The organism is Streptococcus sp. 27098_8_22 (genome assembly GCF_041432415.1).
Classification (GTDB): Bacteria; Bacillota; Bacilli; order Lactobacillales; family Streptococcaceae; genus Streptococcus; species Streptococcus pseudopneumoniae_M.
Window position 1 is genome coordinate 14900 of the sequence record NZ_JAPVZP010000009.1, and the last position, 20052, is coordinate 34951.

Annotated in this window: 17 protein-coding genes; 12 read left to right on the forward strand and 5 right to left on the reverse strand. The window is 39.8% G+C overall.

Going from position 1 to position 20052, the window contains the following annotated elements:
* Positions 1-179: 179 nt before the first annotated feature.
* The 4 genes from O3633_RS08625 (at position 180) to O3633_RS08640 (ending at position 5102) form a co-directional block, all read left to right on the forward strand.
* Positions 180-665 carry an LURP-one-related/scramblase family protein gene (locus O3633_RS08625; RefSeq protein ID WP_049530882.1) on the forward strand — a complete coding sequence of 162 codons (486 nt, stop codon included), beginning with the start codon at positions 180-182 and terminating at the stop codon, positions 663-665.
* A 16-nt stretch (positions 666-681) separates the two neighbouring features.
* Positions 682-3300, forward strand: a complete 2619-nt coding sequence (gene alaS / locus O3633_RS08630; RefSeq protein WP_371621016.1) for an alanine--tRNA ligase — start codon at positions 682-684, stop codon at positions 3298-3300.
* Between the two features lie 137 nt (positions 3301-3437).
* Positions 3438-4442: an NADP-dependent oxidoreductase gene (locus O3633_RS08635; protein ID WP_371621017.1), complete on the forward strand. Its 1005-nt coding sequence runs from the start codon at positions 3438-3440 to the stop codon at positions 4440-4442.
* Positions 4443-4457: 15 nt separating this feature from the next.
* On the forward strand, positions 4458-5102 hold the full coding sequence (locus tag O3633_RS08640; RefSeq protein ID WP_371621018.1) for a TetR/AcrR family transcriptional regulator: 645 nt from the start codon (positions 4458-4460) through the stop codon (positions 5100-5102).
* Positions 5103-5202: 100 nt separating this feature from the next.
* Here O3633_RS08640 and gdhA read toward each other — a convergent pair whose 3' ends face one another.
* Entirely contained in the window at positions 5203-6549 is a 1347-nt protein-coding gene (gdhA, locus tag O3633_RS08645) for an NADP-specific glutamate dehydrogenase (RefSeq protein ID WP_371621019.1), read from the reverse strand.
* Between the two features lie 229 nt (positions 6550-6778).
* On the opposite strand from gdhA, the gene O3633_RS08650 reads away from it, so the two are divergent.
* From O3633_RS08650 to O3633_RS08675, 6 genes are all read left to right on the forward strand, one after another.
* Positions 6779-7714: a dihydroorotate oxidase gene (locus tag O3633_RS08650; protein ID WP_049508850.1), complete on the forward strand. Its 936-nt coding sequence runs from the start codon at positions 6779-6781 to the stop codon at positions 7712-7714.
* 32 nt (positions 7715-7746) lie between these two features.
* Positions 7747-8775, forward strand: a complete 1029-nt coding sequence (holA, locus tag O3633_RS08655; RefSeq protein ID WP_371621020.1) for a DNA polymerase III subunit delta — start codon at positions 7747-7749, stop codon at positions 8773-8775.
* 101 nt (positions 8776-8876) lie between these two features.
* Positions 8877-9482, forward strand: a complete 606-nt coding sequence (gene sodA / locus O3633_RS08660) for a superoxide dismutase SodA (protein ID WP_371621021.1) — start codon at positions 8877-8879, stop codon at positions 9480-9482.
* A 151-nt stretch (positions 9483-9633) separates the two neighbouring features.
* Positions 9634-10542 carry a LysR family transcriptional regulator gene (locus O3633_RS08665; RefSeq protein ID WP_371621022.1) on the forward strand — a complete coding sequence of 303 codons (909 nt, stop codon included), beginning with the start codon at positions 9634-9636 and terminating at the stop codon, positions 10540-10542.
* The gene (gene lspA / locus O3633_RS08670) at positions 10539-11000 is read left to right on the forward strand and encodes a signal peptidase II (protein WP_371621023.1); all 462 of its coding nucleotides are present in this window, start codon (positions 10539-10541) and stop codon (positions 10998-11000) included. Before O3633_RS08665 ends, lspA begins: the two co-directional genes overlap by 4 nt.
* Positions 10990-11880 carry an RluA family pseudouridine synthase gene (locus tag O3633_RS08675; RefSeq protein ID WP_371621024.1) on the forward strand — a complete coding sequence of 297 codons (891 nt, stop codon included), beginning with the start codon at positions 10990-10992 and terminating at the stop codon, positions 11878-11880. The genes lspA and O3633_RS08675 overlap by 11 nt, the downstream gene beginning before the upstream one ends.
* Positions 11881-11953: 73 nt before the next feature.
* Here the strand turns inward: O3633_RS08675 and O3633_RS08680 are convergent, their stop codons facing one another.
* From O3633_RS08680 to O3633_RS08695, 4 genes are all read right to left on the reverse strand, one after another.
* Complete coding sequence (locus tag O3633_RS08680; RefSeq protein WP_371621025.1) at positions 11954-13210, reverse strand: ISL3 family transposase; 1257 nt, start codon at positions 13208-13210, stop codon at positions 11954-11956.
* A gap of 312 nt (positions 13211-13522) precedes the next feature.
* Entirely contained in the window at positions 13523-15088 is a 1566-nt protein-coding gene (gene ffh, locus O3633_RS08685) for a signal recognition particle protein (RefSeq protein WP_371621026.1), read from the reverse strand.
* A gap of 17 nt (positions 15089-15105) precedes the next feature.
* Positions 15106-15321, reverse strand: coding sequence for a 2-oxoglutarate:acceptor oxidoreductase (locus tag O3633_RS08690; protein WP_371621027.1), 216 nt, complete (start codon positions 15319-15321; stop codon positions 15106-15108).
* Positions 15322-15323: 2 nt separating this feature from the next.
* Complete coding sequence (locus O3633_RS08695; protein ID WP_000402062.1) at positions 15324-15656, reverse strand: putative DNA-binding protein; 333 nt, start codon at positions 15654-15656, stop codon at positions 15324-15326.
* A 153-nt stretch (positions 15657-15809) separates the two neighbouring features.
* Here O3633_RS08695 and rnc point away from each other — a divergent pair, with 153 nt between their 5' ends.
* Both rnc and smc read left to right on the forward strand, forming a co-directional pair.
* A complete protein-coding gene (rnc, locus tag O3633_RS08700) occupies positions 15810-16508 on the forward strand; it encodes a ribonuclease III (RefSeq protein WP_371621028.1) in 699 nt (232 codons plus the stop codon).
* Positions 16499-20038 (forward strand): chromosome segregation protein SMC, encoded by a 3540-nt coding sequence (gene smc / locus O3633_RS08705; protein WP_371621029.1) that lies wholly within the window; start codon positions 16499-16501, stop codon positions 20036-20038. The genes rnc and smc overlap by 10 nt, the downstream gene beginning before the upstream one ends.
* Positions 20039-20052: the final 14 nt, after the last annotated feature.

Consider the following 20052-nt stretch of genomic DNA (forward strand, 5'->3'; position numbering starts at 1 on the left):
TCTCTCCATCTTAGTTCAGAGAATTGGCGGTGCTGCGAGCCATCTAAGATAGAAAATCATGCTACTCAATCCAACAATTGCATAAGAACGAAAGAATGACAAGTTCATTGAATGAAGGTGGTACCGCGGTTTTTCGCCCTTCGTGATATGAGCTTGTCTTTTGATTTTTGGAGGTGTTTATGAGAACATTTCTTGTCAAACAAAAATTTCGCCTAGGTGGTGAACGTTTTGATATCAAGGATGAGTTGGGCAATGTCGCCTATCAGGTTGAAGGTTCATTTTTTAAGATTCCTAAAACCTTTACCATCTATGATGTTGCTGGTGAACAGGTCAGTGAGATTAGTAAGGAAGTCTTAACTTTCCTACCTCGTTTTGAAATTCAACTCAGTAACGGCGATAGTTTTTATATCCGCAAGAAGTTGACGTTCTTTAGAGATAAGTATGAATTTGACAATCTCGGTCTTCGTATCGAAGGAAATGTCTGGGATTTGAATTTTAAATTGCTAGATGACCGCGATCAAGTAATTGCAGAGATTGCTAAGGAACTTTTCCATTTAACCTCTACCTATACCGTAACCGTTTATGACGAATCTTATGCAGACCTAGTCATTTCCCTCTGTGTCGCTATCGACTATGTGGAAATGCTAGAAAGCCAATCAAATTAGTAAAAAGGAGATACATATGAAACAATTATCTAGTGCACAAGTCCGCCAAATGTGGCTTGATTTCTGGGCTACAAAAGGCCACTCAGTAGAACCATCCGTTAGCTTGGTTCCAGTAAACGACCCAACACTTTTGTGGATCAACTCAGGGGTTGCCACTCTTAAAAAATACTTTGATGGAACTATTATCCCTGAAAACCCACGGATTACCAATGCGCAAAAAGCCATCCGTACAAACGATATCGAAAACGTAGGGAAGACTGCTCGTCACCATACTATGTTTGAAATGTTGGGAAACTTCTCAATCGGGGATTACTTCCGTGACGAAGCAATTACATGGGCATATGAGCTTTTAACAAGTCCTGAGTGGTTTGACTTCCCTAAAGACAAACTTTACATGACTTATTATCCAGATGACAAAGATTCATACAACCGCTGGATTGAAGTGGGAGTGGATCCAAGTCATTTGATCCCAATTGAAGACAACTTCTGGGAAATCGGTGCAGGACCTTCTGGACCTGATACAGAAATCTTCTTCGACCGTGGAGAAGCCTTTGACCCAGAAAACATCGGTCTTCGTCTTCTTGCAGAAGATATCGAAAATGACCGTTACATCGAAATCTGGAACATTGTATTGTCACAATTTAACGCAGACCCTGCGGTTCCTCGTAGCGAGTACAAAGAATTGCCACACAAAAACATTGATACGGGCGCTGGTTTGGAGCGTTTGGTGGCGGTTATCCAAGGGGCTAAGACAAACTTTGAAACAGACCTCTTCATGCCGATCATTCGTGAAGTTGAGAAATTATCTGGTAAGGTTTACGACCAAGATGGCGACAACATGAGCTTCAAGGTTATTGCAGACCACATCCGTTCTCTTTCATTTGCTATCGGTGATGGTGCCCTTCCTGGAAATGAAGGTCGTGGTTATGTCCTCCGCCGTTTGCTCCGTCGTGCTTCTATGCATGGTCAAAAATTGGGTATCAACGAGCCTTTCCTTTACAAACTTGTTCCAACTGTTGGAAAAATCATGGAAAGCTACTACCCAGAAGTTCTTGAAAAACGTGACTTTATTGAGAAAATCGTTAAGAGCGAAGAAGAGTCATTTGCTCGTACTCTTCACTCAGGTCAACACTTTGCCCAAGGCATCGTAACAGACTTGAAAGAAAAAGGTCAAACGGTCATCGCTGGTCAAGATGTCTTCAAACTCTATGACACTTATGGATTCCCAGTTGAATTGACGGAAGAAATCGCTGATGAAGCTGGGATGACTGTAGACCGTGAAGGTTTTGAAGCAGCCATGAAAGAGCAGCAAGAACGTGCGCGTGCGTCAGCTGTCAAAGGCGGCTCAATGGGGATGCAAAATGAAACCCTTCAAAATATCACAGTGGAAAGTGTCTTCAACTACAATGCCAGTCAATTGCCTTCTAAGTTGGTGGCTATCGTAGCGGACAATGCTGAAGTAGAAGCTGTTTCTGAAGGAACTGCCTCTCTTATCTTTGCGGAAACACCATTCTACGCTGAAATGGGTGGACAGGTAGCTGACCATGGTCAAATCTTGGATGCTGCAGGAAAACTTGTGGCTACTGTGACAGATGTTCAAAAAGCGCCAAACGGACAAGCTCTTCATACGGTTGAAGTTGTTGCACCGCTTGCTTTGAATCAGGAATCCACCTTGGCAATTGATACCAATCGTCGTCACCGTGTCATGAAAAACCACACAGCAACTCACTTGCTCCATGCAGCCCTTCACAATATCCTTGGAAACCATGCGACACAAGCAGGATCCCTTAACGAAGTCGAATTCCTTCGCTTTGACTTCACACACTTCCAAGCAGTAACTCCTGAAGAATTGCGCGCCATTGAACAACAGGTCAATGAGAAAATCTGGGAAGCAATTGCAGTAGAAACTGTTGAGACAGATATTGACACTGCTAAAGAAATGGGAGCTATGGCCCTCTTTGGTGAGAAGTATGGTAAGGAAGTTCGTGTTGTTACGATTGGTGACTACTCAGTGGAACTTTGTGGTGGTACCCACGTAGGTAATACTTCTGAAATTGGTCTCTTCAAGATTGTCAAAGAAGAAGGGATTGGATCAGGAACTCGCCGTATCTTGGCAGTGACTGGTAAGGAAGCTTTTGAAGCCTACCGCGAACAAGAAGACGCTCTGAAAGCTGTCGCAGCAACCTTGAAAGCCCCTCAACTCAAGGAAGTACCTCATAAGATTGAAGGACTTCAAGAACAACTCCGTCAATTACAAAAAGAAAATGCAGAATTGAAGGAAAAAGCGGCAGCAGCAGCGGCAGGTGATGTCTTCAAGAATGTTCAAGAAGCAAACGGACACCGTTACATTGCTAGTCAAGTTTCTGTATCAGATGCAGGTGCCCTTCGTACCTTTGCAGATAACTGGAAGCAAAAAGACTACTCTGATGTGCTTGTTCTTGTCGCAGCCATTGGTGACAAGGTGAATGTCCTTGTAGCCAGCAAGACAAAAGATGTGCACGCAGGTAATGTCATCAAAGAATTGGCTCCAATCGTTGATGGACGTGGTGGTGGTAAACCAGACATGGCCATGGCAGGAGGAAGCAACCAAGCAAAAATTCAAGAATTGTTGGATGCCGTAGCAGGCAAATTGTAAGAAAAAATCTACCATTTTTGGTAGATTTTTTTGTTTAAAGTCATAGAGCAGTTGATTTCTTTGAAGAATAAGCGTATAATATATAAAAATTAATTGAGTGCTCACTCAATTTTGTTAGGGATTAGGAGAACTAGATAATGGTAATTGAAGCAATACAGTATAATCATTTTGGTGATGATAAAGTTCTAGAATTAGTAAATATTATATCTGAATCATTAGGAATGAATCAAGTTAGAGTAAAAGTATTTGCTGTTGGTTTAAATCCTATTGATTACAAAACTTTCGAGGGGGCGAAGCCACTTCGTTTTTTGAGTTTTTTGACAAAATTAAAACAACCAGGTCGTTGGTTTGAATCAAAATCATCTTTATTTCCAAGAGGTGTCGCTAGGGATTTTGCTGGTGTTATCACAGAAATTGGTGAAGGAGTGAGCCGTTTTTCAGTAGGTAACAAGGTTTTTGGAACAATAATAAGTGATCCTGGACTTGGTACTAAGAGGGGTGCGTTAGCAACAGAAATTTGTGTTAGCGAATCAGAAATTGCATTGAAACCAGACAATATTGATATGTATCATGCTGCTACTATGGGGGTGGCTTCTTTAACGGTCGGTGGTGCTTTTAGAAGAATTAATTTAAATTCTAAAGATGTTGTAGTTATTTCAGCAGCTTCAGGTGGCATTGGTAGCATTGCAGTACAGTATGCGGTTGCTAAGGGCGCAACTGTTATTGGTATTGCGAGCAAGAATAATGCAGAATATTTAGAGTCTTTAGGAGCTATACCAGTATCTTATGAAGAGGATGTCCAAAAGTCTCTTTTATTAGTAGCTCCAAAACCTATTACAAAATTCTTGGATTGCTATGGTGGTGATTACGTTAAATTAGCTTTCCATCTTGGATTGAACGGAACTGATATTGGAACTTTAGTACCTTCACCATTTGTTATGATAAAAGGGGTCCAGTTCACTGGGCCAAGACATTCCACTTATGATGATTTTAAAATTCTAGAGGAGATGGTCTCAGATGGAAAAGTTCAGCTGAATATTGAGAAAGAGTATAGTTTTTCTCTGGAGTCAGTTAGAGAGGCATATCGTAGTCTGAAATTAGGACATACTCGTGGTAAAAGAATTATTAAAATAAGAGAGTAGATAGAGGGGGCAGGAATGGAAAGTATAGAATATAAGTTTGCTGAGACATTAAAAAGCAGTAACTTAAGTTTAAAACAACGTAAAGTTTTAATTTCAAGTCTAAAATTATTTTCAGAGATTGGGTTTGAAAATACAACTTCTCATCTTATTGCTGAACACGCTGGAGTCTCAGAAGGAACAGTTTTTAGTTATTTTAAAACCAAGGAAGGTATCCTAGATGCTATTTTATCTAGATTTCTAAAACAAGTCATTCCAGAGGTCATTGCTGATTTTTCAGATAAGAGATTTACAATAGGGCAAGAAACCTTTTCACTTTTTCTAAGAAGCATCGTTCAGGATAGGTTAGTCTTTATTCATAACAATAAAATGCAAGTTAAAATCCTTTTGAGTCGTTCACTGATTGATAAATCTATTTCTGAAGAGTTAGGAAATATTATTGTTCATTCTATCATTAATCCAATTACACCAGTTTTGAATCAGTTTAAAAAAAATGGTGTTATTCGAGATTGGTCAAATGAAAGAATCGTTCGCTATATTTTAGCTTTAAGTCTTTCTTATATTGTTCCTATAATTATAAATGACAAAGAAGATATAAACATTGATAAAGTAACAAATGAAATTGTCGAATGTCTTTCTTTTGCCTTAGTTATCGTAAAATAACTATTAATTTTAAGTTCACTAAAAAATTTAGTGAGTTATTTTTAAAACCAAAATAAAAATCCCCAATCGAAGTGATTGAGGATTTTTGTGTTGATTTATCTTACACGATCCCTTGGGCAATCATAGCATTTGCTACGTTTTCAAAGGCTGCAATATTTGCACCTGCAAGGTAGTCAGTACCAAGACCGTATGTTTCTGCAGTTGTTTTAGCAGTGTTGAAGATGTTTGTCATGATGCCTTTGAGACGTCCGTCAACTTCTTCACGTGTCCATGAAAGGCGAAGGCTGTTTTGGCTCATTTCAAGCGCTGATACAGCTACCCCACCAGCATTGGCAGCTTTAGCAGGTCCGTAAAGGATTCCATTTTCTTTGTAGACTTTGATAGCTTCAAGGTCGCTAGGCATGTTAGCACCTTCAGAGACACAGATAACGCCTTGAGCAACCAAGCGTTTCGCAGCCTCACCGTTGATCTCGTTTTGAGTCGCACATGGAAGAGCGATATCGTAGTTTCCAGTGTAAGTCCATACAGAACCTTCGTAGTAAGTAGCAGTTGGTTTTTCTGCAGCGTACTCAGTCAAACGAGCACGACGTTTTTCTTTAACATCTGTAAGAAGGTCAAAGTCGATACCATTTTCATCAATGACATAACCATTTGAGTCAGATACAGAGATAACAGTTGCACCAAGTTCAGTTGCTTTTTGAAGCGCGTATTGAGCTACGTTACCAGAACCTGAAATCACAACTTTCTTACCAGCAAAGCTGTTGTCGTTAGCTTTAAGCATTTCTTCAGTGTAGTAAACCAAACCGTAACCAGTTGCTTCTGGACGGATCAAGCTACCACCAAATCCAAGAGGTTTACCAGTCAAGACACCAGCATCAAATTGGTTGAGGCGTTTGTATTGTCCGTAAAGGTAACCAATCTCACGTCCACCAACACCGATATCACCAGCAGGTACGTCAAGAGATGGTCCGATGTATTTTTGCAATTCAGTCATGAAGCTTTGGCAGAAGCGCATCACTTCAGCATCAGTTTTGCCTTTAGGATCGAAGTCTGATCCACCTTTACCACCACCGATTGGAAGTCCAGTCAAAACGTTTTTAAAGATTTGTTCGAATCCGAGGAATTTCAAGATCCCTTGGTTTACAGTTGGGTGGAAACGAAGTCCGCCTTTATATGGTCCAACAGCTGAGTTAAATTGAACACGGTAACCACGGTTAACTTGAACTTTTCCATCACGGTCAACCCAAGGAACACGGAAAGAAATCACGCGCTCAGGTTCTGTGATACGTGCCAAGATATTTTCTTCAATATACTCAGGGTGTTTTTCAAAGACAGGCTCCAAAGTGCTGAAGAATTCTTCAACCGCCTGGAGAAATTCAGCCTCGTGCCCGTTACGAGCTTTTACAGTTTCAAACACGCTTTGGATATATTCTTTAGCAGATGTCATATCGTTCTCCTTTTTGTTGTCATATTTTATTACATGAGACATTATAGCAGAAAATTTTTTCAGTGTAAAGAAAAAAACATAAATTTTCTAAAAATTCTTTCAATTTAAAATGACTGATTCAAAACATGCTAAAAAACGAACCTTTTCTATAGAAATGGTTTTATTGAAAAGCAAAAGTCAAAGTATGGTATAATAATAGACATAAAAAGGAATCTGGAGGAACAGAATCATGGTATCAACTAAAACACAGATTGCTGGTTTTGAGTTTGACAATTGCTTGATGAATGCAGCAGGAGTTGCTTGTATGACAGTTGAGGAGTTGGAAGGTGTCAAAAACTCAGCAGCAGGAACCTTTGTCACTAAAACAGCAACCTTGGAATTTCGTCAGGGAAATCCGGAACCACGTTATCAAGATGTTCCACTCGGTTCTATCAACTCCATGGGCTTACCAAATAATGGCTTAGACTACTATCTGGACTATCTTTTGGACTTGCAGGAAAAAGAGCCAAACCGTACTTTCTTCCTATCTCTAGTTGGCATGTCTCCAGAGGAAACTCATACCATTTTGAAAAAGGTTCAAGAAAGTGATTTTCGAGGTCTAACTGAACTCAATCTCTCATGTCCAAATGTTCCTGGTAAACCTCAGATTGCCTATGACTTTGAAACTACAGATCGTATTTTGTCAGAAGTCTTTGAGTATTTTACAAAACCATTAGGAATTAAGCTTCCACCTTATTTTGATATTGTTCATTTTGACCAGGCTGCAGCGATCTTTAACAAATATCCGCTCAAGTTTGTCAATTGTGTCAACTCTATTGGAAATGGTCTTTATATAGAAGACGAGTCTGTCGTGATTCGTCCAAAGAATGGCTTTGGTGGTATTGGTGGAGAATACATCAAACCAACAGCTCTTGCAAATGTCCATGCTTTCTATCAACGCTTGAATCCAGAAATTCAGATCATCGGAACTGGTGGAGTATTAACAGGACGTGATGCCTTTGAACATATCCTATGTGGTGCCAGTATGGTGCAGGTAGGAACTACCCTGCACAAAGAAGGTGTAGGTGCTTTTGATCGCATTACAAACGAACTCAAAGAAATTATGACGGAAAAAGGTTATGAAAGCCTTGAAGATTTCCGTGGTAAATTGAATTATATTGATTAAATAAAAGCGAAACTAAAAAGAAAGGAGAAATGATGCTAGCAATAGAAGAAAGCCAAAAGCTATCTTTATCAAACTTACCTAGTTTGACCTTGTTTACAGGCGCTGATCAAGGACAGTATGAAGTCATGAAAACTCAGGTGCTAAAGCAAATCGGCTACGATTCTGCTGATTTGAACTTTGCTTATTTTGATATGAAAGAAGTAGACTACAAAAGCTTGGAACTAGAGCTGGTCAGTCTTCCTTTCTTTGCGGATGAAAAAATTATTATTTTAGATCATTTTCTTGATATAACAACAGCTAAAAAACGCTATCTATCTGATGATGAGCTTAAGGCTTTTGAAGAATATTTGGAAAACCCTTCTCCGACGAGTAAATTAGTTGTTTTTGCTGAAGGTAAACTAGACAGCAAGCGACGTCTAGTTAAAATTCTAAAGAGAGATGCCAAGATTTTTGAAGCCCTTGAACCAAAAGAGCAAGAGATGCGATCCTATTTTCAAAAGTGGTCTCAAGAACAAGGACTGACCTTTGACGGGAAATCCTTTGAACAGTTACTTATCAAATCTAGTTTTCAATTCAGTGAAATTCAGAAAAATCTACTCTTCTTACAGTCTTATAAGGATGATGACCGGATTACCGAAGAAGACATTGTTGAAGCCATTCCAAAGACTTTGCAGGATAATATCTTTGATTTAACTCAGTTAATATTGACTAAGAAGATTGATCAGGCACGTGATTTAGTCAAAGATTTGACTTTGCAGGGAGAAGATGAGATTAAACTGATTGCCATTATGTTGGGGCAGTTCAGACTCTATACACAAGTGAAAATTTTGCAAGAATCTGGTCAGACAGAGTCTCAGATGGTCAGCAGTTTGGGTCACTATCTTGGTCGCAATCCGAATCCCTATCAAATCAAGTTTGCCCTTCGTGATTCTCGAAGACTATCCCTTGATTTTCTCCAGAATTCTATTCGTTATCTCATCCAAGCTGATTACCAAATTAAGACAGGAGTTTATGAGAAAGGCTACCTGTTTGAGAAGGCTCTATTACAGATTGCCAGCTAGTCAAATTGAGCAAATAACTTGAAAAAATAGGATGATTGCGTTATCATCATTATGATGATTGCGTTATCATCATTATATAGAAAGAAAAAGAGGTATTACAGATGGCTATTATCTTACCAGATCTTCCATACGCTTACGATGCATTAGAACCATACATCGATGCTGAAACAATGCACTTGCACCATGACAAACACCACCAAACTTACGTTAACAATGCAAATGCAGCTCTTGAAAAACACCCTGAAATCGGTGAAGACCTTGAAGCTTTGCTTGCTGACGTAGAAGCTATCCCAGCTGATATCCGTCAAGCGCTTATCAACAATGGTGGTGGACACTTGAACCACGCTCTTTTCTGGGAATTGATGACTCCTGAAAAAACAGCTCCTTCAGCAGAACTTGCAGCAGCAATCGATGAAACTTTCGGTTCATTCGAAGAATTCCAAGCAGCCTTCACTGCAGCAGCAACAACTCGTTTTGGTTCTGGATGGGCATGGTTGGTCGTTAACAAAGAAGGTAAGCTTGAAGTAACTTCAACAGCAAACCAAGACACACCAATCTCAGAAGGTAAAAAACCAATCTTGGGCTTGGACGTTTGGGAACATGCATACTATGTGAAATACCGTAACGTTCGTCCTGACTATATCAAAGCTTTCTTCTCCGTTATTAACTGGAATAAAGTAGACGAACTCTACGCAGCAGCTAAATGATCTTAATAACGACACCTTTGGGTTAGAATTCAATCTTACTTGAAAGGTGTTTTTTGTTTGCTTTTCTTAGAAGTAACTGTCTTATGATTTTCCTTTGTTGGATAGGCTTGATTTATGGTATAATGATAAGATAGAAATCGAAGGAGAAATCATGAATATTCAACAATTACGCTACGTTGTAGCTATTGCTAATAGTGGTACTTTTCGTGAAGCGGCTGAGAAGATGTACGTTAGCCAGCCGAGTCTATCTATTTCTGTAAGAGACTTGGAAAAAGAGCTTGGCTTCAAGATTTTTCGTAGAACCAGTTCAGGAACTTTTCTTACACGTCGCGGGATGGAATTTTATGAAAAGGCACAAGAGCTGGTTAAAGGATTTGATGTTTTCCAGAACCAGTATGCCAATCCTGAAGAGGAGAAGGATGAGTTTTCAATAGCCAGCCAGCACTATGATTTCTTGCCACCAACCATTACAGCTTTTTCGCAACAATATCCTGACTATAAAAATTTCCGTATTTTTGAATCTACAACTGTTCAGATTTTGGACGAAGTAGCCCAAGGACATAGTGAGATTGGAATTATCTACCTCAACAATCAAAACCAAAAGGGTATCATGCAACGGATTGAAAAATTAGGACTTGAAGTGATTGAGTTGATTCCTTTCCAGACCCATATCTATCTACGTGAAGGTCATCCTTTAGCCAAGAAAAAAGAGTTGGTTATGGAGGATTTGGCAGATTTGCCAACAGTTCGATTCACGCAGGAAAAAGATGAATATCTTTATTACTCAGAGAACTTTGTGGATACAAGTGCTAGCTCTCAAATGTTTAATGTAACTGACCGCGCTACCTTAAATGGAATCCTTGAAAGAACAAATGCTTATGCGACTGGATCTGGATTCTTAGATAGCGATAGTGTGAACGGGATCACTGTTATTCCGCTAAATGATAATCTCAATAATCGCATGGTTTATGTGAAACGCGAGGAAGTAGACTTGAGCCAAGCAGGGACTTTATTTGTAGAGGTCATGCAAGAGTATTTTGATCAGAAGAGGAAAGCATGAAAAAAAGAGGAATTATTGCAGGGATTATAGTAGCCTTGATTGCATTAGACCAAGTGGTAAAGGCTTATGTCGTTCAGAATATTGCTCTTGGTGAAATCAAATCATGGATCCCAAATCTAGTTAGTTTAACTTATCTGCAAAATAGGGGGGCAGCCTTTTCCATGCTCCAAGATCAACAGTGGTTTTTTGCTGTAATTACTCTGGTAGTTATGGTAGGAGCCATCTGGTATCTACACAAGCACATGGAGGATTCCTTCTGGACAGTCTTTGGTTTAGTCTTAATCATTGCTGGTGGTCTGGGAAACTTTATCGATCGCGTTAGTCAAGGCTTCGTGGTGGATATGTTTCACTTAGACTTTGTTAATTTTGCCATATTTAATGTGGCTGATAGCTATCTGACAGTCGGAGTGATTGTTTTATTGCTTGCAATGCTAAAAGAGGAAATGAATGGAAATTAAAATTGAAAGAGGCGGACTACGCTTAGACAAGGCTTTGTCAGATTTGACAGAATTGTCCCGTAGTCTCGCCAATGAACAAATCAAATCAGGCCAAGTCTTGGTCAATGGTCAGGTCAAAAAAGCCAAGTATACGGTCCAAGAGGGCGATGTCGTTACTTATCAGGTGCCAGAACCAGAAGTTTTGGAGTATGTAGCTGAAGGTATTCCTCTAGAAATCATTTATCAAGATGAGGATGTAGCAGTAGTCAATAAACCTCAAGGGATGGTTGTTCATCCAAGTGTTGGTCATACCAGTGGTACCTTGGTTAATGCCCTCATGTACCATATCAAGGATCTCTCTGGAATCAACGGTGTGTTGCGTCCAGGGATTGTCCATCGTATTGATAAGGATACTTCAGGTCTCTTGATGATTGCAAAAAACGATGATGCCCATTTAGCACTAGCTCAAGAATTGAAGGACAAGAAGTCTCTTCGTAAATATTGGGCCATCGTTCATGGGAATCTTCCCAACGACCGTGGAGTCATTGAGGCACCGATTGGTCGTAGCGAAAAAGACCGTAAGAAGCAAGCTGTGACTGCAAAAGGGAAACCAGCAGTGACACGTTTCCAAGTCTTGGAACGTTTCGGTGATTATACCTTGCTGGAATTGCAACTGGAAACTGGAAGAACTCATCAAATCCGTGTGCACATGGCTTATATCGGCCATCCAGTCGCTGGTGATGAGGTTTATGGCCCTCGTAAAACCTTGAAAGGACATGGGCAATTTCTTCATGCCAAAACTCTAGGTTTTACCCATCCTAGAACCGGTGAAACTATGGAATTTACTTCCGAAATCCCAGATATCTTTAAAGAGACTCTGGAAAAACTTCGAAATAACTAAAAAAAGGACTCAAGCGAGTCCCCAGACTGAAGAAAAAGTGGCTCTCTGTCAACTGTAGTGTGTTGAATAAAAGCTAACATCTGGAGAGGACAAGCGTTGTCCTCTCCATTTTTATATTCAGAGCGATGAAAATTCGTTTCTTAAAGTTATCAAAGTTCCGAAATCCAAAGGCATTTCGTTTGATGAGTTTAATGAGATTATTAGTCGCTTCCAATTTGGCGTTGGAATAGGGCAATTGAAGGGCGTTGACGATTTTCTCCCTGTCCTTTAGAAATGTCTTAAAGACAGTCTGAAAAAGAGGATGAACCTTCTTTAGATTGTCCTCAATGAGTCCGAAAAATTTCTCGGGCTCTTTATTCTGAAAGTGAAAAAGCAAGAGCTGATAGAGATTATAGTGGTGTTTCAACTCTTCTGAATAGCTCAAAAGCTTGTCTAGAATTTCTTTATTCGTTAAGTGCATGCGAAAAGTAGGACGATAAAATCGCTTATCGCTGAGTTTACGACTATCTTGCTGGATGAGCTTCCAGTAGCGCTTGATGGCCTTGTATTGATGGGATTTTCTATCGAATTGGTTCATAATTTGAATACGAACTCGACTCATAGCACGGCTGAGATGTTGGATAATGTGAAAGCGATCTAGAACGATTTTAGCACATGGAAAAAGCTGTTTAGCTAAGTCATAGTAAGGGCTAAACATATCCATAGTAATGATTTTCACTCGACATCGGACGGCTCTATCATATTTAAGAAAGTGATCTCGGATGACAGCTTGTGTTCTTCCTTCAAGGACAGTGAGGATATTGAGTTTTTCAAAGTCTTGAGCAATGAAGCTCATCTTTCCCTTAGTGAAGGCATACTCGTCCCAGGACATAATCTCAGGAAGTCGGCTAAAGTCATGCTTAAAATGAAAATCATTGAGCTTACGAATGACAGTTGAAGTTGAAATGGCCAGCTGATGGGCAATATCGGTCATAGAAGTCTTTTCAACCAACTTTTGAGCAATCTTTTGATTGATGATGCGAGGAATTTGATGATTCTTTTTGACGATAGAAGTCTCAGCGACCATCAATTTAGAGCAATGATAGCACTTAAAACGGCGTTTTTTAAGGAGAATTCTAGTAGGCATACCAGTTGTTTCAAGGTAAGGAATCTTAGAAGTCTTTTGAAAATCATATTTCTTCATTTGATTTCCGCAATCAGGACAAGATGGAGCCTCATAATCCAGTTTAGCGATGATTTCCTTGTGTGTATCCCTATTGATGACATCTAGAATCTGGATATTAGGGTCTTTAATATCGAGTAGTTTTGTGATAAAATGTAATTGTTCCATATGAATCTTTCTAATGAGTTGTTTAGTCGCTTTTCATTATAGGTCATATGGGACTTTTTTTCTATACAAAAATAGGCTCCATAATATCCATAGGGGATTTACCCACTACAAATATTATAGAGCCGAAAAAGTCCATTTTGGACAATTTTCTTCAGTCTTTTTCTTTCATTATAGAAACTAAAAAACTCTTGAGAATAGCGCTATATCAACATTCCTAAGAGCTTTTACAATATAGTATCCAACCTACAATATGGCAATTTTTCTATTGCTGGTAGGGTTTGTCTACGTTCTGAGGACTCAAGCGAGTCCCTTTTATTTGCGTTTTTTCTTAGCTTTTTTCATTTTATTGGCCATGCGTTTCATGGATTGCTTCATGGCAAATTCACCGATTTTACCCTTGAGACCTCCACCAAACATCTGGCTCATATCAGGCATTCCTGCTCCACCAAGAGCTGAAAGGTCAGGTATACCACCTTGTCCCATCATACCTTCAAGGGCAGACATATCCATACCACCAGGCATATTTTTAGGAAGGTTGTTAGGGTTGATGCCCATCTGCTTCATCATCTTGTTCATGTCACCAGACATGACACCTTGCATGAGTTGTTTAGCTTGGTTGAAGTCCTTGATGAACTTGTTGACTTCGATAAAGGTATTCCCAGAACCAGCAGCGATACGGCGACGGCGACTTGGAGTAAGCAAGTCTGGATTTTCACGTTCTTCTGGAGTCATAGATGAGACGATGGCACGTTTGCGAGCAATTTGTTTTTCATCCACCTTCATATTTTGAAGGGCAGGATTGTTGGCCATACCTGGAATCATCTTGAGCAAATCTTCCATTGGCCCCATATTTTGTACCTGATCCAACTGATCGATGAAATCGTTGAAATCAAAGGTATTTTCTCGCATCTTTTCAGCCATTTCAAGGGCTTTTTGCTCGTCGTATTCTTGGGAAGCTTTCTCAATAAGAGTCAGCATATCCCCCATACCGAGAATACGGCTAGCCATACGGTCTGGGTGGAAGGTTTCAATGTCGGTAATCTTTTCACCAGTACCAGTGAATTTGATTGGTTTTCCAGTGATGTGACGAACAGAAAGGGCAGCACCACCACGAGTATCACCATCAATCTTGGTAAGGATGACACCAGTCACTTCCAACTGAGCGTTAAATTCACGAGCAACGTTTGCAGCTTCCTGACCGATCATGGCATCGATGACCAAGAGAATCTCATTTGGTTGAGCAAGTGCTTTTACATCACGGAGCTCATTCATGAGAAGTTCGTCAATTTGCAAACGACCGGCCGTATCAATCAAGACATAGTCGTTATGGTTAGCTTTCGCTTGCTCCAAACCTTGGCGAACAATCTCAACTGCAGGAACTTCAGTACCAAGAGCAAAGACAGGTACATCAATTTGTTGTCCCAGTGTTTTAAGCTGGTCAATAGCCGCAGGACGATAGATATCAGCCGCAATCATCAAAGGACGAGCATCCTCTTCCTTTTTAAGTTTGTTAGCAAGTTTACCTGCAAAAGTTGTTTTACCAGCCCCTTGCAAACCGACCATCATGATAATAGTTGGGATTTTTGGTGACTTGATAATCTCAGCAGTGTCTGAACCAAGGACTTCTGTCAATTCTTCATTGACAATCTTGATGATTTGTTGGGCTGGATTGAGGGTATCAATCACTTCATGTCCGATTGCACGTTCACGAACCTTCTTGATAAAATCCTTGACAACTGGCAGAGCAACATCGGCTTCTAAAAGAGCTAGACGAATTTCCTTGGTTGCTTCTTGGATATCGCTCTCTGTAATTTTTCCTTTTTTACGTAGGTTTTTAAAGACGTTCTGCAAACGTTCTGTTAAATTTTCAAATGCCATTATTTTCTCCTATTTTTTCAATTCAGTGGAAATCGTCCGAAATGTTGCAAACTCTCTAGTTCTTCGGTTGTGACTTCTTTCATGATTTCATTTGGATATCCCCAACAGCCAAATCCTTCTTTAAGGACTTGAGGAATAGAATCAGGTGAGAGAATTTGTAGCCTTGTAGGAAATGGTTCCTCTGCAGCTAATAGTTTGCAAGGGATTCCTTTATAGACAACAAGATTTTCCATGATTACTCCCTATTATCAATACTGGTCAAAATCTCAATTTGCTCTTGTAGAAAAGCATCCTCTGGATAACGCTCTAAGATCTGATCAAAAATCTGACTGCGAACAATGTAGTCAGAGTACATATGGAGCTTCATCTCATAGTCTTCCAGGATCTTTTCAGTTCGTTTGATATTATCATAAACGGCCTGGCGACTGACACCGAATTCTTCAGCGATTTCAGCTAAACTATAGTCGTCTGCATAGTAGAGTTCGATATAGTTCATCTGCTTATCAGTTAAAAGGGCTGCATAAAATTCAAACAGAGCATTCATTCGATTGGTTTTTTCAATTTCCATAAGATTTATTATACCAAAAAAAAGCCCAATTCGCTAGCTGGGGGCTGATTTTAGCTAGAAGTTAGAAAATGAGCTTTTCACTGTTCTTTTCTGACTATGAAGCCTTTTTTTGATATAATGGATAGGATTATAATGATTTAGAAAGAGGTAGTCATGAAAGAATTAGAATCAGTGTTACAAGATAGTTTTGATCTTGTTTTTACAGATAAAAGCTTACTTGAAACAGCTTTTACCCATACCAGTTATGCCAATGAGCACCGCCTCTTAAAAATTTCACACAATGAACGCTTGGAATTTTTAGGAGACGCTGTTCTGCAATTATTGATTTCAGAATATCTGTTTAAAAAATACCCTAAAAAACCAGAAGGGGACTTGTCAAAACTCCGTGCTATGATTGTCCGTGAGGAGAGTTTGGCTGGTTTTGCCCGTGATTGTCAGTTTGACCAGTTTATCAAGCTTGGTAAGGGGGAGGAAAAGTCTGGTGGTCGTAATCGAGACACGATCTTGGGCGACGCTTTTGAAGCCTTTTTGGGTGCTCTGCTTTTAGACAAGGATATAAAGACTGTAAAAACCTTTATCTACCAAGTCATGATTCCTAAGGTTGAAGCTGGTGATTTTGAGATGATCAAGGACTATAAGACTCACCTTCAAGAATTGCTCCAAGTTAATGGAGATGTTGATATTCGTTATCAGGTGATTTCAGAGATTGGGCCAGCCCATGATAAGATGTTTGAGGTTGAAGTCCTTGTTGAGGGGCAAAGTCTAGGTTCAGGTAAAGGACGCTCTAAAAAATTGGCCGAGCAGGAAGCCGCTAAAAATGCAGTTGAGAAAGGGCTGGATTCATGTATTTAAAGGAAATTGAGATCCAAGGGTTTAAGTCCTTTGCTGACAAGACCAAGGTTGTTTTTGACCAAGGGGTGACGGCGGTTGTAGGACCAAATGGCTCTGGGAAATCAAATATCACTGAAAGCCTCCGTTGGGCACTTGGTGAATCTAGTGTCAAGAGTCTTCGTGGCGGGAAGATGCCTGATGTCATCTTTGCAGGAACAGAAAGTCGGAAGCCTCTAAACTACGCTTCTGTTATTGTTACTTTGGATAACCAAGATGGCTTTATCAAGGATGCAGGCCAGGAAATCAAAGTTGAACGTCATATCTATCGTACTGGAGATAGTGAGTATAAGATTGATGGTAAAAAAGTTCGTCTTCGTGATATTCATGACCTCTTCTTAGATACTGGACTTGGACGTGATTCCTTCTCTATTATTTCCCAAGGGAAAGTTGAAGAGATTTTTAACTCTAAGCCTGAGGAACGCCGCGCTATTTTTGAAGAAGCGGCGGGAGTCTTGAAGTATAAAACCCGTCGAAAAGAGACAGAAAGCAAACTCCAACAAACTCAAGATAATCTAGATCGTTTGGAAGATATCATTTATGAGCTTGATAATCAAATCAAGCCTTTGGAGAAGCAAGCAGCTACGGCTCGTGAATTTATGGACTTGGACGGTCAGCGTAAAGCCATCTACTTGGATGTTTTAGTTGCACAAATTCAAGCCAATAAGGCTGAATTGGATGTAACAGAAGGAGAATTAAACCAAGTCCAAGAACTTTTGACCAGTTATTATCAAAAACGCGAGTCACTAGAACTTGAAAATCAATCTCTCAAGAAGCAGAGACAAGATTTACAGTCAGAGATGGCTAAAGATCAAACTAGTTTGATGGATTTGACTAGTTTAATCAGTGATTTAGAACGTAAGTTAGCTTTGTCTAAACTAGAAACTGAGCAGGTTGCTCTCAATCAACAAGAAGCGCAGGCTCGTTTGGCTAGTTTGGATGAAAAGAGAAATGCTCTTATTCAAGAGAGGGAAGAAAAAGAAGCAAGTCTGAGTCAGCTAGAAGAAAATTTAGCTGTCAATACTAAGGAAGTCAATCGTTTAGAAGCTGAGTTATTAGCTTTTTCTGATGATCCAGACCAAATGATTGAGCAATTGCGTGAACGTTTCGTTGCCTTTTTACATGAAGAAGCTGATGTGTCTAACCAGCTGACACGTATTGAAAATGACCTTGAAAATAGTCGCCAACAGACTCAAAAGCAAGAAGAACAATTGGAGTCCTTGAAGGAACAATTAACTTCTGCCAAGTCTAAGGCAAGTGAACAAGAGGCTGATCTAAAATCAGCAAAAGAAAAAGTACAGACCTTGCTTGCTGACTATCAGACGAATGCTGAACAGGAAGAAGAACAAAAGCAGGCTTATCAAAGCCAGCAAAATCAACTCTTTGACCGATTGGATAGTCTGAAAAACAAGCAGGCCAAGGCGCAAAGTTTGGAAAACATTCTTAAAAACCATAGTAATTTCTATGCAGGTGTTAAGAGTGTTTTACAAGAGAAAAATCGCCTAGGAGGTATTGTTGGAGCTGTTAGTGAACATTTAACCTTTGATGTTCGTTATCAGACAGCACTTGAAATTGCTCTTGGTGCAAGTAGCCAACATATCATCGTTGAAGATGAACAGGCAGCAACAAAGGCCATCGATTTTCTTAAAAGAAACCGAGCTGGTCGCGCTACCTTTCTACCTTTGACAACGATTAAGGCACGTAGCATTTCTGGGCAGAATCAAGATGTGATTGCCTCAAGTCCAGGTTTTCTTGGTATGGCAGATGAACTGGTTACCTTTGATGCCAAACATGAAGCAATATTTAAAAACTTGCTAGCTACGACAGTTATCTTTGATACAGTGGAGCATGCGCGTGATGCAGCTCGTAAGGTGCGTTATCAAGTTCGGATGGTAACCCTCGATGGTACAGAATTGCGAACAGGTGGTTCTTATGCTGGTGGTGCCAATCGTCAAAATAACAGCATTTTCATCAAGCCTGAATTGGAGCAGTTACAAAAAGAAATTGCTCAAGAAGAAAAGCTCCTTAGTCAGGAAGAAGAAAAACTGAAATCACTTCAAGAAAACTTGACTGCTCTCGCTCAAACTTTGGAGACCATTAAGTCTCAAGGAGAGCAAGCTCGTATAGAGGAGCAGGGCTTATATCTTGCTTATCAACAAACTTGCCAGCAAGTTGAAGAACTCGAAACACTTCTAGAACTTCAGGAAAAAGAATTAAACAATCTAAGAGGTGGAGATTGGCAAGCTGAAAAAGAAAAATGCCAAGAACGTCTTTCGATCATTGCAACTGAAAAGCAAAAGCTTGAATCAGAAATTGAAGAAATCAAGTCCAATAAAAATGCTATCCAGGAACGTTACCAAAACTTGCAGGATAAACTTTCTCAAGAACGTCTGCTCAAAACAGAAATGATAGGACAAAAACGTTACGAAGTTGCAGATATTGAACGGATTAACAAAGAACTTGAGAACCTCAATATCGAGCAAGATGAAATCGAACGTCTTCTCCAAGAAAAGGTAGACAATCTTGAAAAAGTTGATACAGAACTTTTGGCCAAGCAGGAAGCAGAAGCCAAGAGTCAGAAGGAAGAAATTCAACAAGGGCTCATTCGTAAGCAGTTTGAACTGGATGATATTGAAGGTAAATTGGATGATATTGCTAGTCATTTAGAACAAGCTCGCCAGCAAAATGAAGAATGGATTCGTAAGCAAACACGTGCAGAAGCAAGCAAAGAGAAGATTACGGACCGCCTTCGCTATCTTCAAGGTCAACTGACTGAAGAATACCAGATTAGTTATACGGAAGCTTTAGAACAAGCCAATCCGTTAGAAGATTTGGCTGTCGCTGAACAAGAGGTCAAGGATTTAGAAAAATCTATTCGTTCACTTGGTCCAGTCAATTTGGATGCCATTGAACAGTTTGACGAAGTTCACGAACGCTTGGAATTCTTAAATAGTCAACGTGATGACATTCTTTCTGCCAAAAATCTTCTTCTTGAAACCATTACAGAGATGAATGATGAAGTGAAAGAACGCTTTAAGTCAACATTCGAAGCTATTCGTGAGTCCTTTAAGGTGACCTTCAAGCAGATGTTTGGTGGTGGCCAAGCAGACCTAATTCTGACAGAAGGTGATTTATTGACAGCAGGTGTCGAAATCTCTGTGCAACCACCGGGCAAGAAAATCCAATCACTCAATCTCATGAGTGGTGGAGAGAAGGCCTTGTCAGCTCTTGCTTTGCTTTTCTCAATCATTCGGGTCAAGACCATTCCATTTGTTATTTTGGATGAAGTAGAGGCTGCACTCGATGAAGCTAACGTTAAACGCTTTGGGGATTATCTTAACCGATTTGACAAGGATAGCCAGTTTATCGTTGTTACCCACCGTAAGGGAACCATGGCAGCAGCAGACTCTATTTATGGGGTAACCATGCAAGAATCTGGTGTTTCTAAGATTGTCTCTGTTAAACTAAAAGATTTAGAAAATATGGATGCTTAGTTTGTTTTCAATAT